Source organism: Symbiopectobacterium purcellii (genome assembly GCF_052050035.1).
Classification (GTDB): Bacteria; Pseudomonadota; Gammaproteobacteria; order Enterobacterales; family Enterobacteriaceae; genus Symbiopectobacterium; species Symbiopectobacterium purcellii_A.
Genome location: NZ_CP189882.1, coordinates 4,884,042 through 4,906,656 on the forward strand (window position 1 = coordinate 4,884,042; position 22,615 = coordinate 4,906,656).

Annotated in this window: 24 protein-coding genes, 1 tRNA gene and 9 pseudogenes; 11 read left to right on the forward strand and 23 right to left on the reverse strand. The window is 49.8% G+C overall.

All coding sequences use genetic code 11. The features are described from left to right. Positions 1–24 precede the first annotated feature (24 nt). From murJ to rimJ, 4 genes and pseudogenes are all read right to left on the reverse strand, one after another. Positions 25–1,560 (reverse strand): murein biosynthesis integral membrane protein MurJ, encoded by a 1,536-nt coding sequence (gene murJ / locus ACQGXV_RS33060; RefSeq protein WP_440867774.1) that lies wholly within the window; start codon positions 1,558–1,560, stop codon positions 25–27. A gap of 135 nt (positions 1,561–1,695) precedes the next feature. Further along, positions 1,696–2,610: pseudogene (locus ACQGXV_RS33065) on the reverse strand (Gfo/Idh/MocA family protein). A 41-nt stretch (positions 2,611–2,651) separates the two neighbouring features. Then, the gene (locus ACQGXV_RS33070; RefSeq protein WP_440864386.1) at positions 2,652–3,305 is read right to left on the reverse strand and encodes a DUF480 domain-containing protein; all 654 of its coding nucleotides are present in this window, start codon (positions 3,303–3,305) and stop codon (positions 2,652–2,654) included. Positions 3,306–3,316: 11 nt separating this feature from the next. Beyond that, positions 3,317–3,901 carry a ribosomal protein S5-alanine N-acetyltransferase gene (rimJ, locus tag ACQGXV_RS33075; RefSeq protein ID WP_440864387.1) on the reverse strand — a complete coding sequence of 195 codons (585 nt, stop codon included), beginning with the start codon at positions 3,899–3,901 and terminating at the stop codon, positions 3,317–3,319. 354 nt (positions 3,902–4,255) lie between these two features. Here rimJ and mdtH point away from each other — a divergent pair, with 354 nt between their 5' ends. Next, positions 4,256–5,461, forward strand: coding sequence for a multidrug efflux MFS transporter MdtH (mdtH, locus tag ACQGXV_RS33080; RefSeq protein WP_440864388.1), 1,206 nt, complete (start codon positions 4,256–4,258; stop codon positions 5,459–5,461). A 177-nt stretch (positions 5,462–5,638) separates the two neighbouring features. Continuing rightward, positions 5,639–6,205 carry a lipoprotein gene (locus tag ACQGXV_RS33085; RefSeq protein WP_440864389.1) on the forward strand — a complete coding sequence of 189 codons (567 nt, stop codon included), beginning with the start codon at positions 5,639–5,641 and terminating at the stop codon, positions 6,203–6,205. Positions 6,206–6,244: 39 nt separating this feature from the next. On the opposite strand, the gene ACQGXV_RS33090 is transcribed toward ACQGXV_RS33085, so the two are convergent. Together ACQGXV_RS33090 and ACQGXV_RS33095 are read right to left on the reverse strand one after the other, a co-directional pair. Beyond that, positions 6,245–6,823, reverse strand: coding sequence for a TorD/DmsD family molecular chaperone (locus tag ACQGXV_RS33090; protein ID WP_440864390.1), 579 nt, complete (start codon positions 6,821–6,823; stop codon positions 6,245–6,247). Positions 6,824–6,872: 49 nt separating this feature from the next. Beyond that, a complete protein-coding gene (locus ACQGXV_RS33095) occupies positions 6,873–7,610 on the reverse strand; it encodes a phosphatase (protein WP_440864391.1) in 738 nt (245 codons plus the stop codon). A gap of 248 nt (positions 7,611–7,858) precedes the next feature. Between ACQGXV_RS33095 and ACQGXV_RS33100 the strand changes: the two genes are divergently transcribed. Beyond that, a tRNA-Ser gene (locus ACQGXV_RS33100) sits at positions 7,859–7,948 on the forward strand. A 461-nt stretch (positions 7,949–8,409) separates the two neighbouring features. Here the strand turns inward: ACQGXV_RS33100 and ACQGXV_RS33105 are convergent. Both ACQGXV_RS33105 and ACQGXV_RS33110 read right to left on the reverse strand, forming a co-directional pair. Next, a pseudogene (locus tag ACQGXV_RS33105) lies at positions 8,410–8,784 on the reverse strand (transposase); the annotation flags it as partial. A 40-nt stretch (positions 8,785–8,824) separates the two neighbouring features. After that, complete coding sequence (locus ACQGXV_RS33110) at positions 8,825–9,799, reverse strand: IS30 family transposase (protein ID WP_440862690.1); 975 nt, start codon at positions 9,797–9,799, stop codon at positions 8,825–8,827. 67 nt (positions 9,800–9,866) lie between these two features. Here ACQGXV_RS33110 and ACQGXV_RS33115 point away from each other — a divergent pair. After that, a pseudogene (locus ACQGXV_RS33115) lies at positions 9,867–10,530 on the forward strand (IS3 family transposase); the annotation flags it as partial. Positions 10,531–10,604: 74 nt separating this feature from the next. Here the strand turns inward: ACQGXV_RS33115 and ACQGXV_RS33120 are convergent. Next, on the reverse strand, positions 10,605–11,528 hold the full coding sequence (locus ACQGXV_RS33120) for an IS5 family transposase (RefSeq protein WP_440864392.1): 924 nt from the start codon (positions 11,526–11,528) through the stop codon (positions 10,605–10,607). Between the two features lie 61 nt (positions 11,529–11,589). Further along, complete coding sequence (locus tag ACQGXV_RS33125; protein ID WP_440864393.1) at positions 11,590–12,435, reverse strand: alpha/beta hydrolase; 846 nt, start codon at positions 12,433–12,435, stop codon at positions 11,590–11,592. Between the two features lie 114 nt (positions 12,436–12,549). On the opposite strand from ACQGXV_RS33125, the gene ACQGXV_RS33130 reads away from it, so the two are divergent. After that, positions 12,550–12,915 (forward strand): IS630 transposase-related protein, encoded by a 366-nt coding sequence (locus ACQGXV_RS33130; RefSeq protein WP_440862584.1) that lies wholly within the window; start codon positions 12,550–12,552, stop codon positions 12,913–12,915. Next, positions 12,839–13,372, forward strand: coding sequence for an IS630 family transposase (locus tag ACQGXV_RS33135; protein WP_440862665.1), 534 nt, complete (start codon positions 12,839–12,841; stop codon positions 13,370–13,372). Before ACQGXV_RS33130 ends, ACQGXV_RS33135 begins: the two co-directional genes overlap by 77 nt. A gap of 19 nt (positions 13,373–13,391) precedes the next feature. Here the strand turns inward: ACQGXV_RS33135 and ACQGXV_RS33140 are convergent, their stop codons facing one another. Beyond that, positions 13,392–14,561 (reverse strand): isochorismate synthase, encoded by a 1,170-nt coding sequence (locus ACQGXV_RS33140; protein WP_440864394.1) that lies wholly within the window; start codon positions 14,559–14,561, stop codon positions 13,392–13,394. 281 nt (positions 14,562–14,842) lie between these two features. Beyond that, positions 14,843–14,995 (reverse strand): annotated as a pseudogene (locus ACQGXV_RS33145) (transposase); the annotation flags it as partial. Positions 14,996–15,148: 153 nt separating this feature from the next. On the opposite strand from ACQGXV_RS33145, the gene ACQGXV_RS33150 reads away from it, so the two are divergent. Then, positions 15,149–15,295 (forward strand): hypothetical protein, encoded by a 147-nt coding sequence (locus ACQGXV_RS33150; protein ID WP_440864395.1) that lies wholly within the window; start codon positions 15,149–15,151, stop codon positions 15,293–15,295. Between the two features lie 40 nt (positions 15,296–15,335). Here the strand turns inward: ACQGXV_RS33150 and ACQGXV_RS33155 are convergent. Next, positions 15,336–15,902 (reverse strand): annotated as a pseudogene (locus tag ACQGXV_RS33155) (IS256 family transposase); the annotation flags it as partial. Between the two features lie 41 nt (positions 15,903–15,943). Between ACQGXV_RS33155 and ACQGXV_RS33160 the strand changes: the two are divergent. Then, positions 15,944–16,308, forward strand: a pseudogene (locus tag ACQGXV_RS33160) (helix-turn-helix domain-containing protein); the annotation flags it as partial. A 31-nt stretch (positions 16,309–16,339) separates the two neighbouring features. Here the strand turns inward: ACQGXV_RS33160 and ACQGXV_RS33165 are convergent. From ACQGXV_RS33165 to ACQGXV_RS33190, 6 genes and pseudogenes are all read right to left on the reverse strand, one after another. Then, complete coding sequence (locus ACQGXV_RS33165) at positions 16,340–16,468, reverse strand: hypothetical protein (protein WP_440864396.1); 129 nt, start codon at positions 16,466–16,468, stop codon at positions 16,340–16,342. Beyond that, positions 16,429–16,962: an IS630 family transposase gene (locus ACQGXV_RS33170; protein WP_440862665.1), complete on the reverse strand. Its 534-nt coding sequence runs from the start codon at positions 16,960–16,962 to the stop codon at positions 16,429–16,431. Before ACQGXV_RS33170 ends, ACQGXV_RS33165 begins: the two co-directional genes overlap by 40 nt. Next, on the reverse strand, positions 16,886–17,251 hold the full coding sequence (locus tag ACQGXV_RS33175) for an IS630 transposase-related protein (RefSeq protein ID WP_440862584.1): 366 nt from the start codon (positions 17,249–17,251) through the stop codon (positions 16,886–16,888). Before ACQGXV_RS33175 ends, ACQGXV_RS33170 begins: the two co-directional genes overlap by 77 nt. A 34-nt stretch (positions 17,252–17,285) precedes the next feature. After that, a pseudogene (locus tag ACQGXV_RS33180) lies at positions 17,286–17,663 on the reverse strand (Tn3 family transposase); the annotation flags it as partial. 93 nt (positions 17,664–17,756) lie between these two features. After that, positions 17,757–18,401, reverse strand: a pseudogene (locus ACQGXV_RS33185) (IS256 family transposase); the annotation flags it as partial. Positions 18,402–18,506: 105 nt separating this feature from the next. Beyond that, positions 18,507–19,430, reverse strand: coding sequence for an IS5 family transposase (locus ACQGXV_RS33190; protein WP_440864397.1), 924 nt, complete (start codon positions 19,428–19,430; stop codon positions 18,507–18,509). A gap of 85 nt (positions 19,431–19,515) precedes the next feature. On the opposite strand from ACQGXV_RS33190, the gene ACQGXV_RS33195 reads away from it, so the two are divergent. Both ACQGXV_RS33195 and ACQGXV_RS33200 read left to right on the forward strand, forming a co-directional pair. Further along, positions 19,516–19,659 carry a hypothetical protein gene (locus tag ACQGXV_RS33195; protein ID WP_440864398.1) on the forward strand — a complete coding sequence of 48 codons (144 nt, stop codon included), beginning with the start codon at positions 19,516–19,518 and terminating at the stop codon, positions 19,657–19,659. Positions 19,660–19,863: 204 nt separating this feature from the next. Then, complete coding sequence (locus ACQGXV_RS33200; protein ID WP_440863763.1) at positions 19,864–20,463, forward strand: transposase family protein; 600 nt, start codon at positions 19,864–19,866, stop codon at positions 20,461–20,463. A 12-nt stretch (positions 20,464–20,475) separates the two neighbouring features. Here ACQGXV_RS33200 and ACQGXV_RS33205 read toward each other — a convergent pair whose 3' ends face one another. Together ACQGXV_RS33205 and ACQGXV_RS33210 are read right to left on the reverse strand one after the other, a co-directional pair. After that, a complete protein-coding gene (locus ACQGXV_RS33205) occupies positions 20,476–20,973 on the reverse strand; it encodes an IS30 family transposase (protein ID WP_440864399.1) in 498 nt (165 codons plus the stop codon). Between the two features lie 82 nt (positions 20,974–21,055). Beyond that, on the reverse strand, positions 21,056–21,217 hold the full coding sequence (locus ACQGXV_RS33210; protein ID WP_440864400.1) for a hypothetical protein: 162 nt from the start codon (positions 21,215–21,217) through the stop codon (positions 21,056–21,058). Between the two features lie 292 nt (positions 21,218–21,509). On the opposite strand from ACQGXV_RS33210, the pseudogene ACQGXV_RS33215 reads away from it, so the two are divergent. After that, a pseudogene (locus ACQGXV_RS33215) lies at positions 21,510–21,764 on the forward strand (LysR substrate-binding domain-containing protein); the annotation flags it as partial. Between the two features lie 8 nt (positions 21,765–21,772). On the opposite strand, the gene ACQGXV_RS33220 reads toward ACQGXV_RS33215, so the two are convergent. Both ACQGXV_RS33220 and ACQGXV_RS33225 read right to left on the reverse strand, forming a co-directional pair. Beyond that, positions 21,773–22,306, reverse strand: coding sequence for an IS630 family transposase (locus ACQGXV_RS33220; RefSeq protein WP_440867426.1), 534 nt, complete (start codon positions 22,304–22,306; stop codon positions 21,773–21,775). Then, positions 22,230–22,595 carry an IS630 transposase-related protein gene (locus ACQGXV_RS33225; RefSeq protein ID WP_440862584.1) on the reverse strand — a complete coding sequence of 122 codons (366 nt, stop codon included), beginning with the start codon at positions 22,593–22,595 and terminating at the stop codon, positions 22,230–22,232. The genes ACQGXV_RS33220 and ACQGXV_RS33225 overlap by 77 nt, the downstream gene beginning before the upstream one ends. Positions 22,596–22,615: the final 20 nt, after the last annotated feature.

Here is a 22,615-nt window from a genome sequence, read left to right on the forward strand (position 1 = left end):
CAACGGCGTTTTTTATGGGTTCTATCACATACCGCGACGCGCAAAATCGCGCGGACGAAAGCCGAGCAGCGCAAGCATCACAAAGTAGGTACTCGCCCCAGCCACCACCACCAGCAGCAGGCGCGAAATACGCACGGTCATGCCGCCAATGTCCCAAGCAGGCATCCACGCTAACAACGCTACCAATACCGCTGACATAGCCAGCACGGCAATAACCAGTTTGACCAGAAACGCGCCCCACCCCGGACGTGGTTGGAAAAGCTGCTGTTTGCGCAACTGCCAATAAAGCAGTCCGGCATTCAGGCAAGAGGCCAATCCAATGGAAAGTGCCAGCCCGGCATACTGTAACGGCCCGATAAAAATCAGGTTCATGACCTGCGTCAGCGCCAACGTCACCAGCGCAATTTTCACCGGCGTTTTGATATCCTGTCGAGAATAGAACCCCGGAACCAACACTTTAACGACAATCAGTCCCATTAATCCAATGGCGTAAGCAATCAACGCCCGCTGAGTCATCAATGCATCCAGCGCGCTAAACTTGCCATACTGGAACAGTGCAACAATCAACGGCTTCGACAAAATCCCCAATGCCACTGCACTTGGCAACGCCAACAGAAAGCAGAGACGCAGCCCCCAATCCATCAGGTGCGAATAGGCCTCCTGATCGCCGCTGGCGACGCTTTTCGCCAGAGAAGGCAGCAAAATCGTGCCTAAAGCGACGCCCAGCACACCGGACGGAAACTCCATCAGTCGGTCAGCGTAGTACATCCACGAGACCGCTCCTTCACTGAGAAAAGAGGCAAATATAGTGTTTATGATCAACGAGATTTGGCTCACTGATACGCCCAGAATCGCTGGGGCCATCAGTTTCATCACTCGCCCGACGCCGGGGTGACGCCATTTAAAGCGCGGCAAGACCAACATCCCTATCTTCTTGAGATGAGGCAGTTGGTAAACCAATTGCAGCACCCCGCCCAGCAACACCGCCCAGGCCAACGCTAATACCGGCGGATCGAAATAGGGTGTAGCGAACAAAGCAAAACCGATCATGCTGATATTGAGAAAGGTCGGCGCAAACGCTGGCACGGAGAAACGGTTCCAGGTGTTTAATACCGACCCTACCATCGAGGTTAGCGATATCAGCAAAATATACGGGAAGGTGATGCGCAACAGCGCCGAAGTCAGTGCAAACCGATGGAGCGTGGCGGCAAATCCTGGCGCCGTTACCATGATAACCCAGGGCGCGGCGATCATCCCCGCTACGGTCACCAGCGCCAGCACCAGCGTCAACATGCCTGACACATAGGCAAGAAAGGTTCGCGTTGCTTCATCCCCTTGCTGGCTTTTGTATTCAGCCAGTATCGGAACAAATGCCTGCGAGAAGGCTCCCTCTGCAAAAACACGGCGCAGCAGATTCGGCAGTTTAAAGGCGACGAAGAAGGCGTCTGTCGCCACGCCAGCACCAAATACCCGTGCGACAATGGCATCGCGGATAAAGCCCAAAATGCGCGATAGCATGGTCATTGAACTGACCGCAGCCAATGATTTTAATAAGTTCATCCGATTCAATTCTGTTGTGTCGAGAGTTACGGCGGAACGCAGCCCGCCGGGCGTGGCGACAGTCTACGCATCAGGGGCAGAATAGCCACCCTTGATGAGAGATCACTGAGGAATTCAGCATGATGTGAGCAGTGATTAAACCACTCGCTGCGCCAGAATCGCCTGTTCGCCTGATGTTTGGGGTTGAATACCTCTCTCCAGCGCGTCGACAAAATGGTGAACCGCCCCCACAAAACCGCGCTGTTCCAAAATACTTTGCCAGGACGGTGCTGGGGATCGCGTGATAATGCCACCGCATTCCTGCCAGCAATCACCGAGATTATCCACGTGGTGAATGGCGCCCTGTCCGATCATCTGGACCGATTCGCGCTGACTGCCCGTGCACCGATGCATGCTGGTGACAACCCCTCAGGTTGGAGAACTAAACAGATGTTCAGCAAAAACAAGCTGTCCCTCTGTATTGTTGCGAACGACACCACCTTGCAACGTCGCGCCCTCACCCGCCAGCCACAGTGCCGTGTCAACCACGTGCAGGTAGTCATCCAACAGGGTGAAGCGCGCTGGTTGCGGACCCACGTTATCCGCCCGGTGTTTTTCCACCCGAACCGAATCCGGATGCGGTAACGCTGACTTCAGCGATTGATAACCAGGGGCGAAACGGCGGTTAAATCCGACCATCACGGTTTTTCCCTGTCGTTCGGCTAACGCTAACAGCGCTTCAGCCTGCGGCAGTGTTTCCGCCAACGGCTTATCGACATACACATGCACGCCAAGATGCAGTAACGTACTGATAACTTCGTAGTGGCTGGCCGTGCTGCTGTGTACCATCACGGCATCACACACGTTCACCAGTGCCTCCAGAGATGAATAACCTGACAGGCGATATTGCTGGCAAAGCGTGCGCATTTTTTGCTGATCCGGTGAAAAAACACCGGCAAACGTCCAGTGTGTTTCCCGGCTCAGTACCGGCAGATAGGCGTTTTGCGCAATCGAGCCAAGCCCAACCATGCCGATGCGGATCCGCCCTCCATCCGTTTTCGCTGTATTCATTGTGTCACCTTCAGTCAGAGGGCGATGCCCCCGGGCAATACTCAGGATTGCTGCGACAGCAAGTGCGCCAATTGCTGTTTCAATTCGTCCACCTCCTGCTCCAACACACGCACACGCTGTGCGAGATCCGGCATGGCAGCGTCCATGCGCTCTTGCGCGCTGTCAGTGGCGGTTGCAACGGCGTCATCATCGCCAAACAGGTGCATAAAACGGTGCTCCCGCTTACCTGGCTCACGCGCCAAACGCACCACAAAGGGGCCATCCTCCCGCGTTTGTAGCAGTGTGAGCGTCTGCTCAACGTCATCGACATCCGCAAAGTCATGCAAGCGCCCCGCTCGAGTGCGCAATTCACCCGGCGTTTGCGCCCCGCGCAGCAACAGCGTCGTGACCAATGCAACTTCTGCGGAGGAAAACTTCAGATCGCCGAACTCTGAGTTGCAAAACCGGTGCTCATACTTCATCACGCGATTACCAAAGCCGCTGAGAGTTCTGACAACGTGCTTTTTAACCAGCACATCGAGCGTTTGTTGAACCTCACTCTCACTGAGTTCCAATACCGGCTCGCGGTTGGTTTTCTGATTGCAGGCTGTTACCACGCCATTCAACGACATGGGGTACTGTTCTGGCGTGGTGACCTGTTTTTCCAATAAACAACCCACTACACGCAACGCTTTGGCATCAAACTGATATTTCATTCTCTGGGCTCCTATCGCTGAGGCGTCCACTGTTCATTCGTCAAGGCAGTCAGTACGTGATCCTGCCAGGTGCCATCGATTAACAAGTATTTTTTAGCATAGCCCTCACGTTCAAAGCCCAGTCGCGTCAGCAGATTACCGCTGCGCTGATTGTGCGGCATGTAGTTGGCCATGATACGGTGCATGTGCTGTTGGCGCTGCATATAGCGCAGCGCAGGCTGTAAGGCTTCATACATCATGCCCTGCCCCTGCCATTTCTCGCCGAGCGAATAGCCCAGATAGCACGCGTGGAAGGAACCACGCAGGACGTTACTGAAATTGGCAACACCCCGCACCTCATTTTCATTCGGATCGAGCAGCAAGAAGTAATAAGCAGCCCCTTGCTTATGCATGTCGTTGATCACACTAAGCCGCGCTTGCCAGCCGGAAGGATAACAATGGCTGGCATCGCGCACCGGCTCCCAGGGTTTTAAAAAATCACGATTATCCGCATAGTATTCCGCCAGACGCCAGGCATCACGTTCGTGGGCTAAACGCACGACCAGCCTGTCTGTAGTCATATATACCCGTGCCGGGGTTGAAGGATAGCCAAACATCTCTGCCTCATTTTTTGCGTTGTTCGATAAGAAAAATTTATCGCGATAATTTGCACTACAGGTTTAACTGGGAAAAACCGTCTTCCCAACAGGGAACCACACCCCTAACCACAAAAAACGTCGATACTTGCTACTATAACCGCATCAATCATCTGGCGTAAAACCTCCTGCGGTGACTTATTGCGCAATTACTACAATATTGCCGCTCTTTGGCTAAAAAAAAGCCATTCAAACTGCACCCACTGATGTTCAGGACGATAAAAAAATATTGTTCTGTAAAGACTATCCTGCCATTTGATTAGGGTACAAAATAGACGTGTTGTAACTCTTTCTTTTTTTCTCTTGTGGTGAAACATGCCCCTGATGTCACAAGCTCGGAGTCTCGGCAAATATTTCCTGTTATTAGATAATATGCTGGTGGTTCTGGGTTTTTTTGTAGTATTCCCGCTTATTTCCATACGCTTTGTTGATGATTTGGGTTGGGCGGCCTTGCTGGTGGGCATCGCTCTCGGATTACGTCAGTTTATTCAACAGGGATTAGGTGTTTTTGGCGGTGCCATTGCCGACAAGTTTGGTGCGAAACCGATGATCATCACCGGTATGTTGTTGCGTGCCGCCGGTTTTGTGTTTATGGCTATCGCCACCGAACCTTGGCTGCTTTGGCTCTCCTGCGCGCTGTCTGGCCTTGGCGGAACACTGTTCGATCCTCCGCGCACCGCACTGGTGGTAAAACTGGTTCGTCCACAGGAACGCGGGCGCTTTTACTCATTGCTGATGATGCAAGACAGTGCCGGGGCAGTTATCGGTGCGCTGATTGGCAGTTGGCTGCTGCAATATGACTTTACCGTCGTGTGCTGGGGCGGCGCTGTGCTGTTCGTGCTGGCGGCGGCCTTAAACGCCTGGCTGTTACCCGCCTATCGCATCTCGACCGTGCGTACGCCAATTTCAGAAGGCCTGCTGCGCGTCATTCGCGATCGACGCTTCCTGATTTATGTCCTGACGTTGACCGGCTACTACATGCTCGGCGTGCAAGTTCTGTTAATGCTCCCGATCATGGTCAATGAGATTGCGGGCACCCCTTCGGCAGTGAAATGGATGTATGCCATTGAAGCCACGCTATCGCTCAGTTTGCTCTATCCGATTGCACGCTGGAGTGAAAAACGCTTCCGTCTGGAACAGCGTCTGATGGTAGGGTTATTTATTATGACTCTCAGTCTGTTTCCCATCGGCATGACAACCACACTGCCGACGCTACTGATGCTTATCAGCCTGTTTTACATGGGATCAATTATCGCAGAGCCTGCCCGTGAAACATTGAGCGCGTCATTGGCTGATGCGCGTGCGCGCGGTAGTTACATGGGATTCAGCCGTTTGGGACTGGCACTGGGCGGCGCGCTGGGCTATAGCGGCGGCGGTTGGTTGTTTGATACCGGGCATCGGCTGCATATGCCCGAACTGCCGTGGTTTATGTTAGGCATTATCGGTTTACTCACGCTGGCGACCCTGTATTGGCAGTTCAATCTGCGCAAGATAACACCGGCGATGCTGGGAGAGCATTAAGGTTAACGCTGACTGGCAATTTCTGTGCTTTCAGCGCTATCTGATAGTTAACCCGGGGCTTATAAGGCACTGTATCTCTACGCCCGTTAGCCCCGCAGATTTTCTGCTATGCTCAGGGCACATTTCTATCGTTAAACCGCCATACTTTAGAAACACAGCACGTGCAGAGGAACATCAATGAAAAAATCAGGGATAGCCGCCATTGCCGCAGTGGCGCTGACATTACTTGTTAGTGGCTGCGATCGGCTCACGCAATATTCGCTTAGCGAGCAAGATGTAAACCGTTATCTGCAAAAACACAATGATTTTAAAAAACAGATCGGCATTCCAGGCGTAGTTGATGCCACCATCGTGTTAAACGATCTCAGCAGCCAGATAGGACGTGCTGAACCGGGCAAGGTCACGCTGTCTGGCCATGCCAAGGTGGATATCAGTTCGCTACTGGGTGCCCAGTCAGCGGATGCTGTGCTTACTCTGAAAGCACAACCGGTGTTTGATAAAACTAACAGCGCCATTTACCTCAAAGAGATGGAGTTGGTGGATTATCAGGTGACGCCTGAGAAGATGGATACCGTGTTCAAAACGCTGACACCCTATTTGAACCAGGCGCTGAAGAACTATTTTGATCAAAAACCGGCCTATGAGCTCAGTGATGAAAATAGCAAAACGGAAGCCTTAGCCAAAAAACTGGCAAAAGGCATTGAGGTAAAACCGGGACAAATTGCTATTCAGTTGACGGATTAAGCCGTTATCAGGGCGGGTTTCCCGCCCTGACGAACCGATTTACGCCTCTGGGCTATACGGCGCGTGCTCGTCGTCTTCTTCCAGCAAATCTTCTCGTAACGCTTCCAGCGCCTCGCGTGTTAATAGCGCCAGCGTGCGATAAAATGGCGTGGTGGCGTGGCTTTCGACTTTACCAAGAAACCGATCGCTCCACGGCAGCAAAAATTCGTCAAACAGGGCCAACTGCGCAGCATTTTCATCTTCCGCTGCCTGATCTTCAAGCCATGAAGCGGCCAGCAACAACGCGCCAAAATGGTCGACGGCGCCCTCTTTGAGCGGCATGCCGCGCTGTTGTAGAAAAACACGAACAGCGTCCTCTGGCTCATTCTCGACATAGGAAGAGCGCCAGGGGGAAACTGCACCGCCTTGTTCAATAAACAGCGCGTGATAATCGGCAGTGATTGCGTTGATATCAACGCTCTGCTGCATGCGCTCCAACAAAGCATCCTGATTAAGCGGCCAATTCGGCTTGAGTTTACCCTGCTCAATCATCGTCAATAACGGGGTCACCACGGTGTCATCAGGGGCCCGATTAAACAGCGTACCGAGCAGCCGGCATACCAGTGAGAATTCGTTCATGTCATACCAGTTGTTATTATGGTGATTAAGTGACAACGTCACTAATAAATTACAAAGCCGCCAGTTCTGCTATCGCAGGGCGGCCACGTTGTTCCAGAAAATCTAAAACGCGGCGAGGACTCACATTGAGTATACGCTCTTGCGGAAAATCAATTTCCTGCACAATACGTTCGCAGTGGGTAAAATCGCCCAACGTGAACGCAATATGGGAATCAGAGGCAAGCGCCAGCCTTCCGCCTGCGTCGCGAACCGCCTCAGCAATGGCGCGACAGTTGGGTCCACTGCCTTTGCGTGAATGCATAAACGACGAGTTATTCAATTCAAGCGCGACGTCATAATGCGCTGCGGCTTGCGCCACGGCGGCAATGTCAATCGGATATTTGGGATTGCCGGGATGGCTGATGATATGCACATTGCCACTGGCCATGGTGGCAATCAGCGCCTCTGTGTGCGTAACAAGATCCTGCGGTGGCAGTACGTGTTCATGAAAACCAGCAATGACCACGTCCATTTGCTCCAGCATGATCCCGGTACAGTCGATATCGCCCTGACGGTTTTTGATATTGGATTCAATACCACGCAGGATGCCGACACCCTCCACCAACCGCGGCCACACGCGCATATTCATAAAGTGCCAATAGTGTGGTGCATCTGCCATGTCAGGACCATGATCGGTAATGGCAAATAGGCGGATGTTCTTGCGTTTAGCCTCTGCGATATAGTCATGCAGGGTGCTGTAGGCGTGAGTACTGGCGACGGTATGCATATGTAAATCGACGGGATACATGGTCTCTCCTGGCTAGGTATTTCACCGTCAGCATACCATTTCTCGCCGGCACTGGCAGCCTGCACCGCAGCCATAACGAAAATTTAACACACACATCGCACCCTATTTAAACTAAAATAGGTCAGTAAATCAGCAAATTGCATTAAGTTTGGCTAAACGCGCATTTTGTCGCACAAACTCATTGACGCTGCCGGGCAATTTACCTACATTAGCGCCCGTCGCCGCAGCATGCTGATGGGTGACAATCCGGTGAGGTGTCTGAGTGGCTGAAGGAGCACGCCTGGAAAGTGTGTATACGTGAAAGCGTATCGAGGGTTCGAACCCCTCTCTCACCGCCAAATTTAATGTAAAAAAAACCCGTGAATTTAATGGGGTTTTTCATTTCAGAAGAGGCGAAAAGGTCCGTGTCACGATGAGGTGTCACTCGTGTGCCGAACGGCCTGCTGAAAAGCCGAAACAGGCACGAATGCACCCGCATTCCGTTTCCTCAATCCCTTATAGTCAGCCCGATGATGTGTCACAAGCGCCCGCCTGCGACGACATTGATTGCTCGTTTCACTCATTCAACCGGGTGCAGGTATCGTCGATGGAGTCGTGATGCTGGTCAAACACACCCTGTGCAATGTATGGCGCCATAAGCGACTAACCCGGTGGTACCCCAAAGGTATGGGTGTAGAAAGCGTGGATTGCTATACCGCAGACTGGGGCGGTAAGCCAGCGGGCGGTAGCTTAGCTTTAAGGCCGGAGTATGGGCTGCGTACCGAGTCTGTAAAGAATTTCGTGTAAATGGCTCCATCGCTTAACCGGAAATCCGATCTCCATACATCAACATGAATTGGCTCATAGCCGGTTTCCAGTCTCTGATTTGTAGGGTCCATTTAGCCGAGATATTATGCAAGGCTAGATAGAATAATTTTAGCACCGAGTCATCCGTTGGAAATATTCGTCGCGTTTTCGTTATCTTGCGCAATGAAGCATTTAACGACTCTATCGCGTTGGTGGTGTAGATAACCTTGCGGATCTCCGGCGGAAAATCAAAAATGACGATGAGACGTTCCCAATTATTTCTCCACGGTGGGCTGATCGTCGGGAACTGTTCATCCCATTTGGCCGCGAAGGCATCCAGGGCCTCTTCAGCGCCCTCTAGCGTTGCGGAACTATAGATAGTGCGGAGGGCCCCATTCCCAGTCGAAACGCAACAAAACGGTAGGGCATTATGCCGCCTGTAAGTGCGTTAAAAATACCTCATTTGGAGAACGATAACCCAGCGATTTTCGGCCTCGCGTATTGAGCAGGTGTTCGAGTGCTGCAACCTTGCGATGGGTGACATAATTGAAGTCCGTTCCCTTCGGGTAAAAACGCCGTATCAGCCCGTTGGTATGCTCATTCAACCCGCGTTCCCAGGAATGATATGGCCGGGCAAAGTAGACCGGTGCCCCCGTGACTTTTGTAATTTCCCCGTGCTGGGAAAATTCAGAACCGTTGTCAGCAGTCAGGGTTTTAAACTCGCAGAAGGTATTGGCAACGATGTCCCTGAAGGCCGCTACCACTGTCTCTGCTCGCTTGTTGGGCAGTTTGCGAATGATGACCAGCTTGACGGCTTTATCGACCACCGTCAGCAGGAATGATTTCTGATCTTTGCCAAAGATGGTGTCAATCTCGAAATGACCGGGTTCCTGCTTGAGGTCAGCAACGGCCGGCCGCTGCTCAATGCCAACACGGTTGGGAATAGGACCGCGTTTGTTTTCATCGGTCTGATAGTTATACCGTTTACCCCGATGAGGGAGCTGCTGATACAGCTCACCGCCGGCCCGGCGCTCCTGCTGGATATAGCGATAGAGCGAGTTCTTGCTGACGGATAGGCCAAATTCCAGGACCAGGCGCCCACTGATGACCTCAGGTGAGGTGTGGGTAGACAGCGCCGTTCTGATAAAGTCCTGAATGTGCGGTTCAAGCTGGTTAATCACGCTGTCCGGCCGAGTTTTCTGCCGCCGCCCTCTGGCCAACGTTTCGGCCCTTCTGCAGGAATAGACCCCGTTGAAAGCGGCGTCGGTATTGCGTCTGAGTTCCCTGCTGATGGTAGAACGAGGAAGCTCCAGTTCCCGGGCGATGGTGGCCTGGTTAACCCCATCACCACGCCGTTTTTCGATGTAGAACCGCTCTTTGTGAGTCAGATGTTTTCCCTGCATGCAACGGGATCTCCAGTAGGGCCAGAACGGTGATTTTATCCGACTCTGGCCAGTGGGTCACTTTGTTGCGTTTCGAGTGGGAATGGGGCGCCCGGGTGCAGAGGTGGCCCCAAACCTGCTGAACCAGAATTTTAACCCTCCGGGGCCAAATCAGGTGTGGGCGAGTGACATCACGTATCTGAAGACCGGTGAAGGCTGGCTGTATCTGGCGGCTATTATGGATTTGTACTCCCGGCAGATATAGCCAAGCGACATTATTTTGATAACAGCCAGCTATGCTTCTTTGCCGCATATCAGGGCATAGGATGTAATCATTTTTAAGTCGGTTGACTATAGTGGGCTGGCAGGTGGACAGACGGATGACCTCATCGCTAGTCTGCGGGGCCCTGATGAAGGCATATAACCTGCGAACTCCCCCGCCGGGCCTGGTGGTGCATACGGACAGGGGGGCGCAGTACACGGGACAACGCTTTCAGGCGCTGCTGAGCAGCTACAGGCTGAGGAGCAGTATGGGAGACGTGGGTGCCTGCTGGGATAATGCGGTGATGGAGCGCTTCTGGGGCAGTCTGAAACATGAATGGTTGCTGCTGGTACCCCAGCCAACACGGGCTTACATGGAGCAGGATGTGGCGACGTATATCCGCTACTACAACCTAGACAGGCATCATGCCGCTAACGGGGATCTGTCTCCGGTGCGTTATGAACAAATGGCTGAGAAAAAAGTGTCCTGATTTACTTGACCAGTGCACGGCTTTGTTGAATAAATCAGAATTAGCCGACAGGATGACTCCCTCTGCTACACCTGTTATCCTATCCTGACGCTGTGTGGCATACCCAACAACGTCATACGGTTCAGCGCTTTGACCATCGCTATGGCTTCACCTACTTGAGCCTCATAGTCACGCAGGCTCAGATGGCCACCCAGCAAAGTTTTTATGCGGAACATCGCTGTTTCTGCCACTGAACGCCGGTGATAACCCACTTTCTTTTTCCACATATCATTACTCCCGCTCAGACGCTGATTCGCCACCGCATGGTTACGTTCATGGTACTTGTCCGGCCAGTATTTGGCTCCGCTTCGCGGCGGGATAAGGGGCCTGATTTTCTTTCTTAGCAACGCATCGTGGCAGTAACGGCCGTCATAAGCACCGTCTGCTGACACTTCCCTGATTTTTCGGTGGGTTTGGTTAATCAGGCCCGGCAGTGCCTGCGCATCTGTCGTTCCGCTGAGCGATAAGTCGGCACAGATAATCTCATGCGTCGCACTGTCTGCTGCCAGATGAAGCTTGCGCCACACTCTTCGTCTGTCAGCCCCATGCTGCCTGACTTTCCATTCACCTTCGCCAAAGACCTTCAGACCGGTACTGTCGATGACCAGATGCGAGATTTCACCACGCGTTGGCGTTTTTATGCTGATACTGACGGTTTTTGCCCGCCGACTGACCAGAGAGTAGTCCTGGCAGCGCAGTGGCAGGCTCATCAGTGTAAAAACCGAGTCGACAAAGCCCTGTAATGCCCGGAGCGACAGGTTAAACACGCGCTTTATCATCAAAACCGTGGTAACAGCCATATCGGTGTAGTAAAGCGGCCGACCACGACCTTCAGGCGAAGAACTGTCAGTCCATGCAGCGATGGCCGACTCATCAAGCCAGACCGTCAGGGAGCCGCGTTGTCTGAGTGCTTTGTTGTAGGTGGGCCAGTTGGTGATTTTAAACTTTTGCTTTGCCATGGGGAGCTGCTATCGGGAGTGATGATAGTGCTTTGATCCGGCGATCCCCTGAAAGTTCGATTTATTCAACAAAGCCAAACGCCTGCTGTAAGGAAAGCAGCGGCACAGATTGATGAGACTGCCAGGCATGAATAAAAAGCGAAACGTCGAGCTTATCGCGGCCCGCAGCCTGTAATCGCCACGACAGCTCACGAACGCCATCAACCATCCGGCGCTGGCGTCGATGCTGCCGCAACGCTTCCCTTTGTACCTCGGGCAACGCCAACTCCCAACGCTCCAGCGATTGTTCCCACTCTCCCACGGATAAAAACAGCACGGGTACAGCAGAGAGCCCCTCTGTCACCTCAGCCCGCAAAAAGTCTGTAGCAATCTCATTGATATATCCCTCGTTCCACCACACCGAAGGGCTGGAGGCATAGTAGTGTTGAAAGGCATGGCGGCAGGTAAACAAGGTATTAAGCGTAAACAGCCCACCGTAGGAGTGGCCAAATAAGGCTTCCCTCCTGGGATCGACAGAGAACGCTTGTCGGATATAGGGCTTCAGTTCATGTTGAATGAACGCCAGAAATGCCTCTGACTGTCCTGCCAGCCCACTCGGGTAGTATCCGCCGCGAGGATTTGGTTCAGGAACCCGCTGCGCCACTGCCGGACGATAATCCCGTTCACGCAGCGTCCCTTCCAAATAACCGATCGCCACCACGACACCCGGCGTCATACAACACCGCGGACGTGCCAGTGTACGCATCAGGGTTTCCGCCACCGGGAAATGTACTTCTCCATCAAGCAGATAAATCACAGGCCATCCTTGCTCAGGCGCTGGCTCATCGGGCCAGGCGATAAACAGCTGGTAGTCCCCGCAGGTGGAAGAAGTGAAAATCTCCTTCCGCGTTGGATAATGCTGATACAAAAATGACACTCCTCTTGTTCTGTTCCCTGTCCTGAGGCACCGAGAGGCTGAGCAAAAACAGATCAGCCCGGCAACTGTATAGCTAAACGACTTAATTTTGATTACATTATTTAAATGAGCTATTCAATTGATTTTAGACGTAAAGTGATATCTACACGGAAAAACGAAGGGTTGAGTATCCGAGAAACAGCGAAGCAATTTCGGATTGGCCCTGCCTCTGTATCGCGTTGGATTAATCAAATAGAGTCAAAAGCATCGACCACGCGTCAGCGAAAGATCGATAAATCCGAGTTGATAAAAGATGTTGAACAATATCCAGATGCTTACCAAAAAGAACGTGCAGAGCGTTTTGGCGTTTGTCAGAAGGCCATTTGGCAAGCGCTTAAAAAGCTGGGATTGACCTATAAAAAAAACTCTACGTCATCCGAAAGCCGACGAAAACGCCCGGCAGGGATTTCAACAAAAAAAACAACAGTATGAAAAAGAAGGTAAACCTATTGTTTTTATTGATGAAAGTGGTTTTTCACACGATGCCCCACGGACTCACGGCTATTCCCCAAAAGGTCAACGGTGTTTTGGCCTGAAGAACTGGGGAGCTAGGGGAAGAACAAATGTTATCGGCGCTTTATTAGGCACAACGCTGTTTGCTATCGGATTATTTGATATCAATATTAACAGCGATGTTTTCTATGCCTGGGTCACACAAGTCCTTATCCCAGTACTCCCTAAAAACAGTGTAATCATGATGGACAATGCCACTTTTCACAAAAAACATAATATTCAACAAGTCATCATCGATGCAGGGTATATGGTGGAGTATTTGCCTACATATTCGCCAGATCTTAACCCAATTGAGCATAAATGGGCACAAGCAAAAAGCAAAAAAAGAGAGATGGGTTGCGATACAGAGAGTTTGTTCTCAGTCCATATGGTGTAATCAAAATTAAGTCGCTTGGCTATAATCCCAGCGCACGCAGCATAGTCCCCATTTTCCCCGCGATCTCTTCCCACTCTTTTTGCGCGTCAGAGCCTTCTACGATCCCAGCACCGGCGAAAAAGCGCACCTGCTGCTGCCGGATGATGGCACTGCGGATGATAATAGCCCATTCACCGTCGCCGTGTTCATCGCTCCATCCCACAATACCGCTGAATAACCCACGATCGTAGGGTTCCAATTCAGCAATCAACTGTCGTGCCGCTGCCGTCGGCGTACCGCACATCGCTGGCGTGGGATGCAGCAAACAAGCCAGTTGTATAACACTATTATCCGTTTGGTACAGTTCACCTTCAATAGGCGAGGAAAGGTGCCACATGGTGTTGGTTGCCAATAATGAAGGGGCAGAGGGTGTGATAAGTTGACGGCACACAGGGCGTAAATGCCGGGCAATATCGTCCACTACCATGCGGTGTTCCTGCTGATCTTTATGTGAATCCAGTAATTGCTGACACTGCAGTTTATCGTGCTGCGGGTCTTGATGACGACAAATTGAGCCTGCCAAGGGGTTACTCCAGATACGCCGCGCATTTTTGCGAATCAACAATTCTGGACTGGCACCGACTAAAATCCCTCCCTCCGGTAGAGGCAGAGAAAAGTGATAAGCATGGGGATTTTGCACCCGCAAATTGTTCATGACTGCCGAGCAATCTATTGGCTGTGCGACCTCCACATCAAGCAGACGCGACAATACCACTTTGCGGATTTCCCCCTGACACACGCAACGTAGTGCAGCCCCTACGGCAGATTGAAAATGCCGGACGTCAGGCATGCTGTTCACCTGGGTGATCGTAGCGATGGGGCTCGCACGGTTGCTCAATGCAAGCGAGGTATCAGCCTGTCTGGAGGTGAAATGGTAGTGCAGCGGAATGAACAAGCAGGATGGACGGCAGGTATCAAAAGGAATAGCGCCAACCACAAGTGGCGCGGACACACCTTGCGCCCGTGCTCGCGCCATGGTCGCTTGTACCTTTTGCCACAGGGATTTGCCATTATCACCGTCGGTTTGTGCAGGTTGTGAAATCCGTTCAAAAATGCCCGAAGCGATCACACACCGGTGTGTGGAGTAATAAGAGAAATCTACCGGTGTTTCTGGCGGGTTACTGGTCTGGGTTACAATAGCATCCAACATCGTGTCACCTTAAATGATGAAATTAAACACGCCTGATTGATCCCATGCGGATACTCACATCTTGTGAAACGGATCGTTATTTCGCGCACACCTTCACGTAATTTATAAATATCAATCATCAATAAAACGATTTTTAATTTAAAATCCGTCCCATCTACCCAATCACACTCCCCCGGGCCTCCGGCCTGCATGGTAGGTTGCAGGGTTCCCACGCTAACTCAATTGATAATCATTATCAACAAGTAAAGTTGAGCAATACGGGGGTTATTAGGCTGTGTCCCTTAATTACGTAACCGGGCGTAAAACAAGCGGATGCAGCCCAGTTTCACCATTGCTAGATAGTTTCTTGCCGTTTTTTCATAACGTGTGGCAATCCGTCTATATTCCTTTAAACGGCCAAAACATCTTTCTACAACGTTGCAACGGCGATAAGCGAGAGTGTAAAAAGATCTGTGTAAATGGCATTTTGAGGAAAACCTTCATAAAACTAGTTGCTGAATAGAGACTTGCATTTTTTGTCAGGCTATTGAGAATAAAAAGAGGTTTAACTTAGAGAATAAAGGTTTGAAATAATCAACAAAGAGCGGTTGTTACGAGATAATCGTTTATGTAAAGCAATCATTGGATTATCAGTCGAAGAATTGAAAAATTTAGCCGCTGAATTTTCAGCTTGTTATTTGATTTATCGGAAAAAGAATCGAAAAGATCACGAGCGGCAGGGCTTTGTTGAATAAATCGAGTCTGTAAAGAATTTCGTGTAAATGGCTCCATCGCTTAACCGGAAATCCGATCTCCATACATCAACATGAATTGGCTCATAGCCGGTTTCCAGTCTCTGATTGGTAGGGTCCATTTAGCCGAGATATTATGCAAGGCTAGATAGAATAATTTTAGCACCGAGTCATCCGTTGGAAATATTCGTCGCGTTTTCGTTATCTTGCGCAATGAAGCATTTAACGACTCTATCGCGTTGGTGGTGTAGATAACCTTGCGAATCTCCGGCGGAAAATCAAAAATGACGATGAGACGTTCCCAATTATTTCTCCACGATGGGCTGATCGTCGGGAACTGTTCATCCCATTTGGCCGCGAAGGCATCCAGGGCCTCTTCAGCGCCCTCTAGCGTTGCGGAACTATAGATAGTGCGGAGGTCAGCAGCAACGGCTTTACGCTCTTTCCAGCCGACGTAGCGCAGCGAGTTCCGCACCTGATGCACGATGCAGAGCTGTACCCTATGCGGGTAAACAGCTTCAATGGCATCAGGAAAGCCCTTCAGGCCATCGCAGCAGGCGATGAAGATGTCCTGTAGCCCACGATTTTTCAGTTCTGTCATTACAGATATAGCTAAGCGACATTATTTTGATAACAGCCAGCTATGCTTCTTTGCCACATATCAGGGCATCGGCTGTAATCATTTTTAAGTCGGTTGGCTATACCTACCAGGAAGCCGCGAAAGCCATGAACGTCAGTCTTTCAGCGATTAGCCGGTGGGTAAGAGCCCTTCGTTTAGAACGTCAAGGGAAAACATCGCCTGGTCTGCCATTAACACCTGAACAAATTGAGTTCAGAGAAATGAAGAAAAAAATCCACCGACTGGAAATGGAGAATGCCATCTTAAAAAAGGCTACTGCGCTCTTAATGTCCGACTCACTGAAAAATTCTCGGTAGTTGAAAAGCTAAGAGCGCTTTATCCAGTGAAATCGTTGTGTCGTATTTTTAATGTTCACCGAAGCAGTTATCGCTATTGGGGGTTCTAAGCCGGAAACGCCGAAATTTCCGTTACCCCAGCTTCAGCCCGGCAACCAGCGTATCCAGGTCAATAATCTCATCGCTTCTCTGGAAGGTATAGCCAAGCGACTTAATTTTGATTACACCATATGGACTGAGAACAAACTCTCTGTATCGCAACCCATCTCTCTTTTTTTGCTTTTTGCTTGTGCCCATTTATGCTCAATTGGGTTAAGATCTGGCGAATATGTAGGCAAATACTCCACCATATACCCTGCATCGATGATGACTTGTTGAATATTATGTTTTTTGTGAAAAGTGGCATTGTCCATCATGATTACACTGTTTTTAGGGAGTACTGGGATAAGGACTTGTGTGACCCAGGCATAGAAAACATCGCTGTTAATATTGATATCAAATAATCCGATAGCAAACAGCGTTGTGCCTAATAAAGCGCCGATAACATTTGTTCTTCCCCTAGCTCCCCAGTTCTTCAGGCCAAAACACCGTTGACCTTTTGGGGAATAGCCGTGAGTCCGTGGGGCATCGTGTGAAAAACCACTTTCATCAATAAAAACAATAGGTTTACCTTCTTTTTCATACTGTTGTTTTTTTTGTTGAAATCCCTGCCGGGCGTTTTCGTCGGCTTTCGGATGACGTAGAGTTTTTTTTATAGGTCAATCCCAGCTTTTTAAGCGCTTGCCAAATGGCCTTCTGACAAACGCCAAAACGCTCTGCACGTTCTTTTTGGTAAGCATCTGGATATTGTTCAACATCTTTTATCAACTCGGATTTATCGATCTTTCGCTGACGCGTGGTCGATGCTTTTGACTCTATTTGATTAATCCAACGCGATACAGAGGCAGGGCCAATCCGAAATTGCTTCGCTGTTTCTCGGATACTCAACCCTTCGTTTTTCCGTGTAGATATCACTTTACGTCTAAAATCAATTGAATAGCTCATTTAAATAATGTAATCAAAATTAAGTCGTTTAGCTATACTTCAGCGTGTAGATGCTGCGTACCAACCGGTCATATTCAAAGAGGGCCTGCCGGGTCGGATTGGCCGTGGTGTACGTGCACAGTTTGCGGACCAGCGTCCCCTGCGTCATTTCTTTCAGCCCCAGCGTGGCGACAATACGATAGAGACTGTTTTTTTCGCGGATGATAAGGTCCCGGTCAATCTGTCCGGCAGGCTGGAACAAGCATTTTTTATAGGCCGATGGAGCTCTGATACAGTACAGTTCCTGCAACTGCCGGTTCAGATCCGTGAAATGAGGTTCAAAGCGCAGGCCAAACCAGTGCAGGATCGCAAAGTTGGCTTTGTTGATGCTGTGCATGTCGCCGGTGATGGCCGTAGGTTTCACCTCTGAGGTATAGCCAACCGACTTAAAAATGATTACATCCTATGCCCTGATATGCGGCAAAGAAGCATAGCTGGCTGTTATCAAAATAATGTCGCTTGGCTATAACCAGAACTTGGCCCCCTCGGTTTTGGCTATCCATAGCCCCAGCAGCTCTTTTTCGCCCTGGCCGTTGATGCCTAGAGCCAAGTAAACAGACTTGTTGGTCACGGCTCAGCCGTCCTGGCTTTTGACCACAATACAGTCAAGGTAAACAATGGGATAAAACGCATCCAGCGGCCGTTGCTGCCAGCGCTTAACGTCATCCATCACGGCATTGGTCACTTGAGAAATGAAGCCAGCGGAAACATCGACCCCGTAGACTTCTTTAAAGTGAGCCTGAATATCACGGGTTGATAGCCCTCTGGAATAGAGAGAAATAATGCGGTCATCGAAGCCGTTAAGCTGCTTTTCGTGCTTACCGATCAGTGTAGGCTCGAAGGTACTGTTGCGGTCGCGCGGAATATCGAGCTCGAGCGCCCCATTTTGACTACGTACGCTCTTGGATGTCTTGCCATTGCGGGAGTTGCGTGAATTATTACCAGCCGGGTCATGCTTAGCATACCCAAGGTGTATCTCCATCTCAGCTTGAAGAACCCGTTCCGCCAGTCTTTTAGTCAGTTCCTTGAGTAGGCCTGATTCACCCAGAAGCTCCTGAGGGGAGTGGCAATCCTGAAGCAGTTGGTCAATAAGTTCGTTGCTGATAGGCATTTTTTGTCCTCTGAAGGTTTTCCTCAAAATGCCATTTACACAGATCTTTTTACACTCTCAATAAATCAGAATTAGCCGACAGGATGACTCCCTCTGCTACACCTGTTATCCTATCCTGACGCTGTGTGGCATACCAAACAACGTCATACGGTTCAGCGCTTTGACCATCGCTATGGCTTCACCTACTTGAGCCTCATAGTCACGCAGGCTCAGATGGCCACCCAGCAAAGTTTTTATGCGGAACATCGCTGTTTCTGCCACTGAACGCCGGTGATAACCCACTTTCTTTTTCCACATATCATTACTCCCGCTCAGACGCTGATTCGCCACCGCATGGTTACGTTCATGGTACTTGTCCGGCCAGTATTTGGCTCCGCTTCGCGGCGGGATAAGGGGCCTGATTTTCTTTCTTAGCAACGCATCGTGGCAGTAACGGCCGTCATAAGCACCGTCTGCTGACACTTCCCTGATTTTTCGGTGGGTTTGGTTAATCAGGCACGGCAGTGCCTGCGCATCTGTCGTTCCGCTGAGCGATAAGTCGGCACAGATAATCTCATGCGTCGCACTGTCTGCTGCCAGATGAAGCTTGCGCCACACTCTTCGTCTGTCAGCCCCATGCTGCCTGACTTTCCATTCACCTTCGCCAAAGACCTTCAGACCGGTACTGTCGATGACCAGATGCGATATTTCACCACGCGTTGGCGTTTTTATGCTGATACTGACGGTTTTTGCCCGCCGACTGACCAGAGAGTAGTCCGGGCAGCGCAGTGGCAGGCTCATCAGTGTAAAAACCGAGTCGACAAAGCCCTGTAATGCCCGGAGCGACAGGTTAAACACGCGCTTTATCATCAAAACCGTGGTAACAGCCATATCGGTGTAGTAAAGCGGCCGACCACGACCTTCAGGCGAAGAACTGTCAGTCCATGCAGCGATGGCCGACTCATCAAGCCAGACCGTCAGGGAGCCGCGTTGTCTGAGTGCTTTGTTGTAGGTGGGCCAGTTGGTGATTTTAAACTTTTGCTTTGCCATGGGGAGCTGCTATCGGGAGCGATGATAGTGCTTTGATCCGGCGATCCCCTGAAAGTTCGATTTATTCAACAAAGCCGAGCGGCAGATGGGTGCAGGGCAGAAAGGATTTATCCCAACCCCATTAGATAAACTGCTTTTTATTTTATTGTATTTAAAATGTTATCCGACCTATGATTTGCAAGGACTTCTTTTTGGTTTAGAGGCTTTGTTGAATAATTTAAGATACTGATTTATATAAGCATTATAAAATTTCAACGACTGATTTTTCCTCTCGGAATGCTTTTTATTGTGCTAACTATTTGATTTGTCGTTCTAACAAAATACATTCTCTGTAAATGCATTCTAACTAAAGAAGATGTAAATCAAACGGTTAAATTATTCAACAAAGCCTGGTTTAGATAGAACACGGGTATGTCGCTGGGTAAAAATATTATTGCCGGTTTTAGAGATGACCTTGGGGCGAGAATGTGTTTTGCCCGCTCGTCAAATTCGCTCTGCTGAGGAATTTTTTCGCGCCTTTCCTGGAGTTAAAGACGTCTTTATTGATGGGACAGAGCGACCTGTCCAAAAGCCTAAGAATCTGCGTCGGCGAAAAAAAATGTATTCGGGAAAGAAAAGACAGACCACTCGAAAAGGGCTTATTATGACTGACGAAACAAGGCAAATTGGATTTATCCCCATGAGCAAAAATGGGCGCCGTCACGATAAACGCTTACTCGATAAAGTCGATATAATTCGCCATATTCCTCCTGAGGTAACCATCTGGGCAGATACCGGTTTTCAAGGTATAGATAAACAGCATCCTAATACACAAATCCCAAAAAAAGGAACTCGAAAAAGACCTTTATCGCCTGAACAAAAACAAGAAAATAAAATAATCTCGGGCATCCGTATTACAGTTGAACACGCCATCGCGGGTATCAAGCGCCTCGGTTGCATGACCCAAATTTTACGGAATCGTAGACCCTTTATTGATGATACCTTCTTACTCCTTAGCGCCGGTCTTTGGAATTTCCATCTCAGAACAGCGTAAAATTTACTTCAATCACCGAAACACCCTTATTTCACTATTAAGCAACACGCTTTTTGGGTAAAAACGTCGTATCAGCCCGTTGGTGTGCTCATTCAAGCCCCTCTCCCAGGAATGATAAGGATGGGCAAAGTAGACCTGCGCCCCTGTGATTTGAGTAATTTGCTCGTGCAGAGCGAATTCAGGGCCGTTATCAGCTGTTAGGGTCTTAAACTTGCAAAAGGTATTAGCTTCAATGTCCCTGAAAGCAGCAACCACAGTCTCCGCACGCTTATTAGGCAGTTTGCGAATGATGACGGTTTTCAATGCGTTATCTACGATGGTTAACAAGAATGACTTCTGGTCTTTGCCAAAAATAGTGTCAATTTCGAAGTGGCCAGGCTCCTGTTTAAGCTCGGCTTGAGCTGGGCGATACTCAATACCAACACGGTTGGGAATAGGGCATGATTTGAGGTTTTCGGCATTGTACCTGTAACGTTTTCCCCGATGAGGAAGTTGCTGATATATAGCCAAGCGACATTATTTTGATAACAGCCAGCTATGCTTCTTTGCCGCATATCAGGGCATAGGATGTAATCATTTTTAAGTCGGTTGGCTATAGCTCCCCGCCAGCCTGTCTCTCCTGCAGGATATAGCGATATAGCGTATTCTTGCTGACAGATATACCGAATTCCAGGTGCAAACGGCCACTGATGATTTCAGGTGAAGAGTGAGTGGAAAGCGCCTGACTGATGAAGTTCTGAATGTGTGGCTCCAACGGGTAAAAAGCATTGTTTGGCAGAGGCTTATGACTGCGTTCCCGGGCCAGAGTGTCCGCCCTTCTACAGCAGTAGACACCATTGAAAGTAGGGTCGGTATTGCGTCTGAGTTCCCTGCTGATGGTCGAGCGAGGCAGAGCACGCTCTCTGGCGATGGTAGCTTGGTTGACACCTTCACCACGCCGCTTTTCGATTTAGAACCGTTCTTTCTGAGTCAGATGTTTTCCCTGCATGCAACAGGCTCTCCAGTATGGCCAGAACGGTGATTTTATCCGACTCTGGCAAGTGGGTCACTTTGTTGCGTTTCGAGTGGGAATGGGGCCTCAGGCGTTGCAGCAACACCGTTGCATTAATATGCGTTTGCCTACGTTGGGTGGATTGTATGCCTGGGAGTTTGCACATGCCGGTCGCGAAATGCGGGTGCGCGTGGATGGACAGTTAACATTTAACAGCTTGCGCCAGCGCATTGATGCCGCATGCCACGGTTTCGGCCTAGCCTATGTGCCAGAGGATGCGGTTTGCCAGGAACTTATAGCCAAGCGACTTAATTTTGATTACACCATATGGACTGAGAACAAACTCTCTGTATCGCAACCCATCTCTCTTTTTTTGCTTTTTGCTTGTGCCCATTTATGCTCAATTGGGTTAAGATCTGGCGAATATGTAGGCAAATACTCCACCATATACCCTGCATCGATGATGACTTGTTGAATATTATGTTTTTTGTGAAAAGTGGCATTGTCCATCATGATTACACTGTTTTTAGGGAGTACTGGGATAAGGACTTGTGTGACCCAGGCATAGAAAACATCGCTGTTAATATTGATATCAAATAATCCGATAGCAAACAGCGTTGTGCCTAATAAAGCGCCGATAACATTTGTTCTTCCCCTAGCTCCCCAGTTCTTCAGGCCAAAACACCGTTGACCTTTTGGGGAATAGCCGTGAGTCCGTGGGGCATCGTGTGAAAAACCACTTTCATCAATAAAAACAATAGATTTACCTTCTTTTTCATACTGTTGTTTTTTTTGTTGAAATCCCTGCCGGGCGTTTTCGTCGGCTTTCGGATGACGTAGAGTTTTTTTTATAGGTCAATCCCAGCTTTTTAAGCGCTTGCCAAATGGCCTTCTGACAAACGCCAAAACGCTCTGCACGTTCTTTTTGGTAAGCATCTGGATATTGTTCAACATCTTTTATCAACTCGGATTTATCGATCTTTCGCTGACGCGTGGTCGATGCTTTTGACTCTATTTGATTAATCCAACGCGATACAGAGGCAGGGCCAATCCGAAATTGCTTCGCTGTTTCTCGGATACTCAACCCTTCGTTTTTCCGTGTAGATATCACTTTACGTCTAAAATCAATTGAATAGCTCATTTAAATAATGTAATCAAAAT

What these genes read in the sequence shown, in the direction of transcription:
- ACQGXV_RS33175 (WP_440862584.1), bottom strand. Translation starts at nt 17,251, where the DNA reads ATGAGCTATTCAATTGATTTTAGACGTAAAGTGATATCTACACGGAAA.
- ACQGXV_RS33090 (WP_440864390.1), bottom strand. Translation starts at nt 6,823, where the DNA reads ATGAACGAATTCTCACTGGTATGCCGGCTGCTCGGTACGCTGTTTAAT.
- ACQGXV_RS33070 (WP_440864386.1), bottom strand. Translation starts at nt 3,305, where the DNA reads ATGAAATATCAGTTTGATGCCAAAGCGTTGCGTGTAGTGGGTTGTTTA.
- ACQGXV_RS33140 (WP_440864394.1), bottom strand. Translation starts at nt 14,561, where the DNA reads ATGTTGGATGCTATTGTAACCCAGACCAGTAACCCGCCAGAAACACCG.
- murJ (WP_440867774.1), bottom strand. Translation starts at nt 1,560, where the DNA reads ATGAACTTATTAAAATCATTGGCTGCGGTCAGTTCAATGACCATGCTA.
- ACQGXV_RS33225 (WP_440862584.1), bottom strand. Translation starts at nt 22,595, where the DNA reads ATGAGCTATTCAATTGATTTTAGACGTAAAGTGATATCTACACGGAAA.
- ACQGXV_RS33110 (WP_440862690.1), bottom strand. Translation starts at nt 9,799, where the DNA reads ATGCAGGGAAAACATCTGACTCACAAAGAGCGGTTCTACATCGAAAAA.
- ACQGXV_RS33190 (WP_440864397.1), bottom strand. Translation starts at nt 19,430, where the DNA reads ATGGCAAAGCAAAAGTTTAAAATCACCAACTGGCCCACCTACAACAAA.
- ACQGXV_RS33085 (WP_440864389.1), top strand. Translation starts at nt 5,639, where the DNA reads ATGAAAAAATCAGGGATAGCCGCCATTGCCGCAGTGGCGCTGACATTA.
- ACQGXV_RS33130 (WP_440862584.1), top strand. Translation starts at nt 12,550, where the DNA reads ATGAGCTATTCAATTGATTTTAGACGTAAAGTGATATCTACACGGAAA.
- ACQGXV_RS33120 (WP_440864392.1), bottom strand. Translation starts at nt 11,528, where the DNA reads ATGGCAAAGCAAAAGTTTAAAATCACCAACTGGCCCACCTACAACAAA.
- rimJ (WP_440864387.1), bottom strand. Translation starts at nt 3,901, where the DNA reads ATGTTTGGCTATCCTTCAACCCCGGCACGGGTATATATGACTACAGAC.
- mdtH (WP_440864388.1), top strand. Translation starts at nt 4,256, where the DNA reads ATGCCCCTGATGTCACAAGCTCGGAGTCTCGGCAAATATTTCCTGTTA.
- ACQGXV_RS33095 (WP_440864391.1), bottom strand. Translation starts at nt 7,610, where the DNA reads ATGTATCCCGTCGATTTACATATGCATACCGTCGCCAGTACTCACGCC.
- ACQGXV_RS33195 (WP_440864398.1), top strand. Translation starts at nt 19,516, where the DNA reads ATGGGTGCAGGGCAGAAAGGATTTATCCCAACCCCATTAGATAAACTG.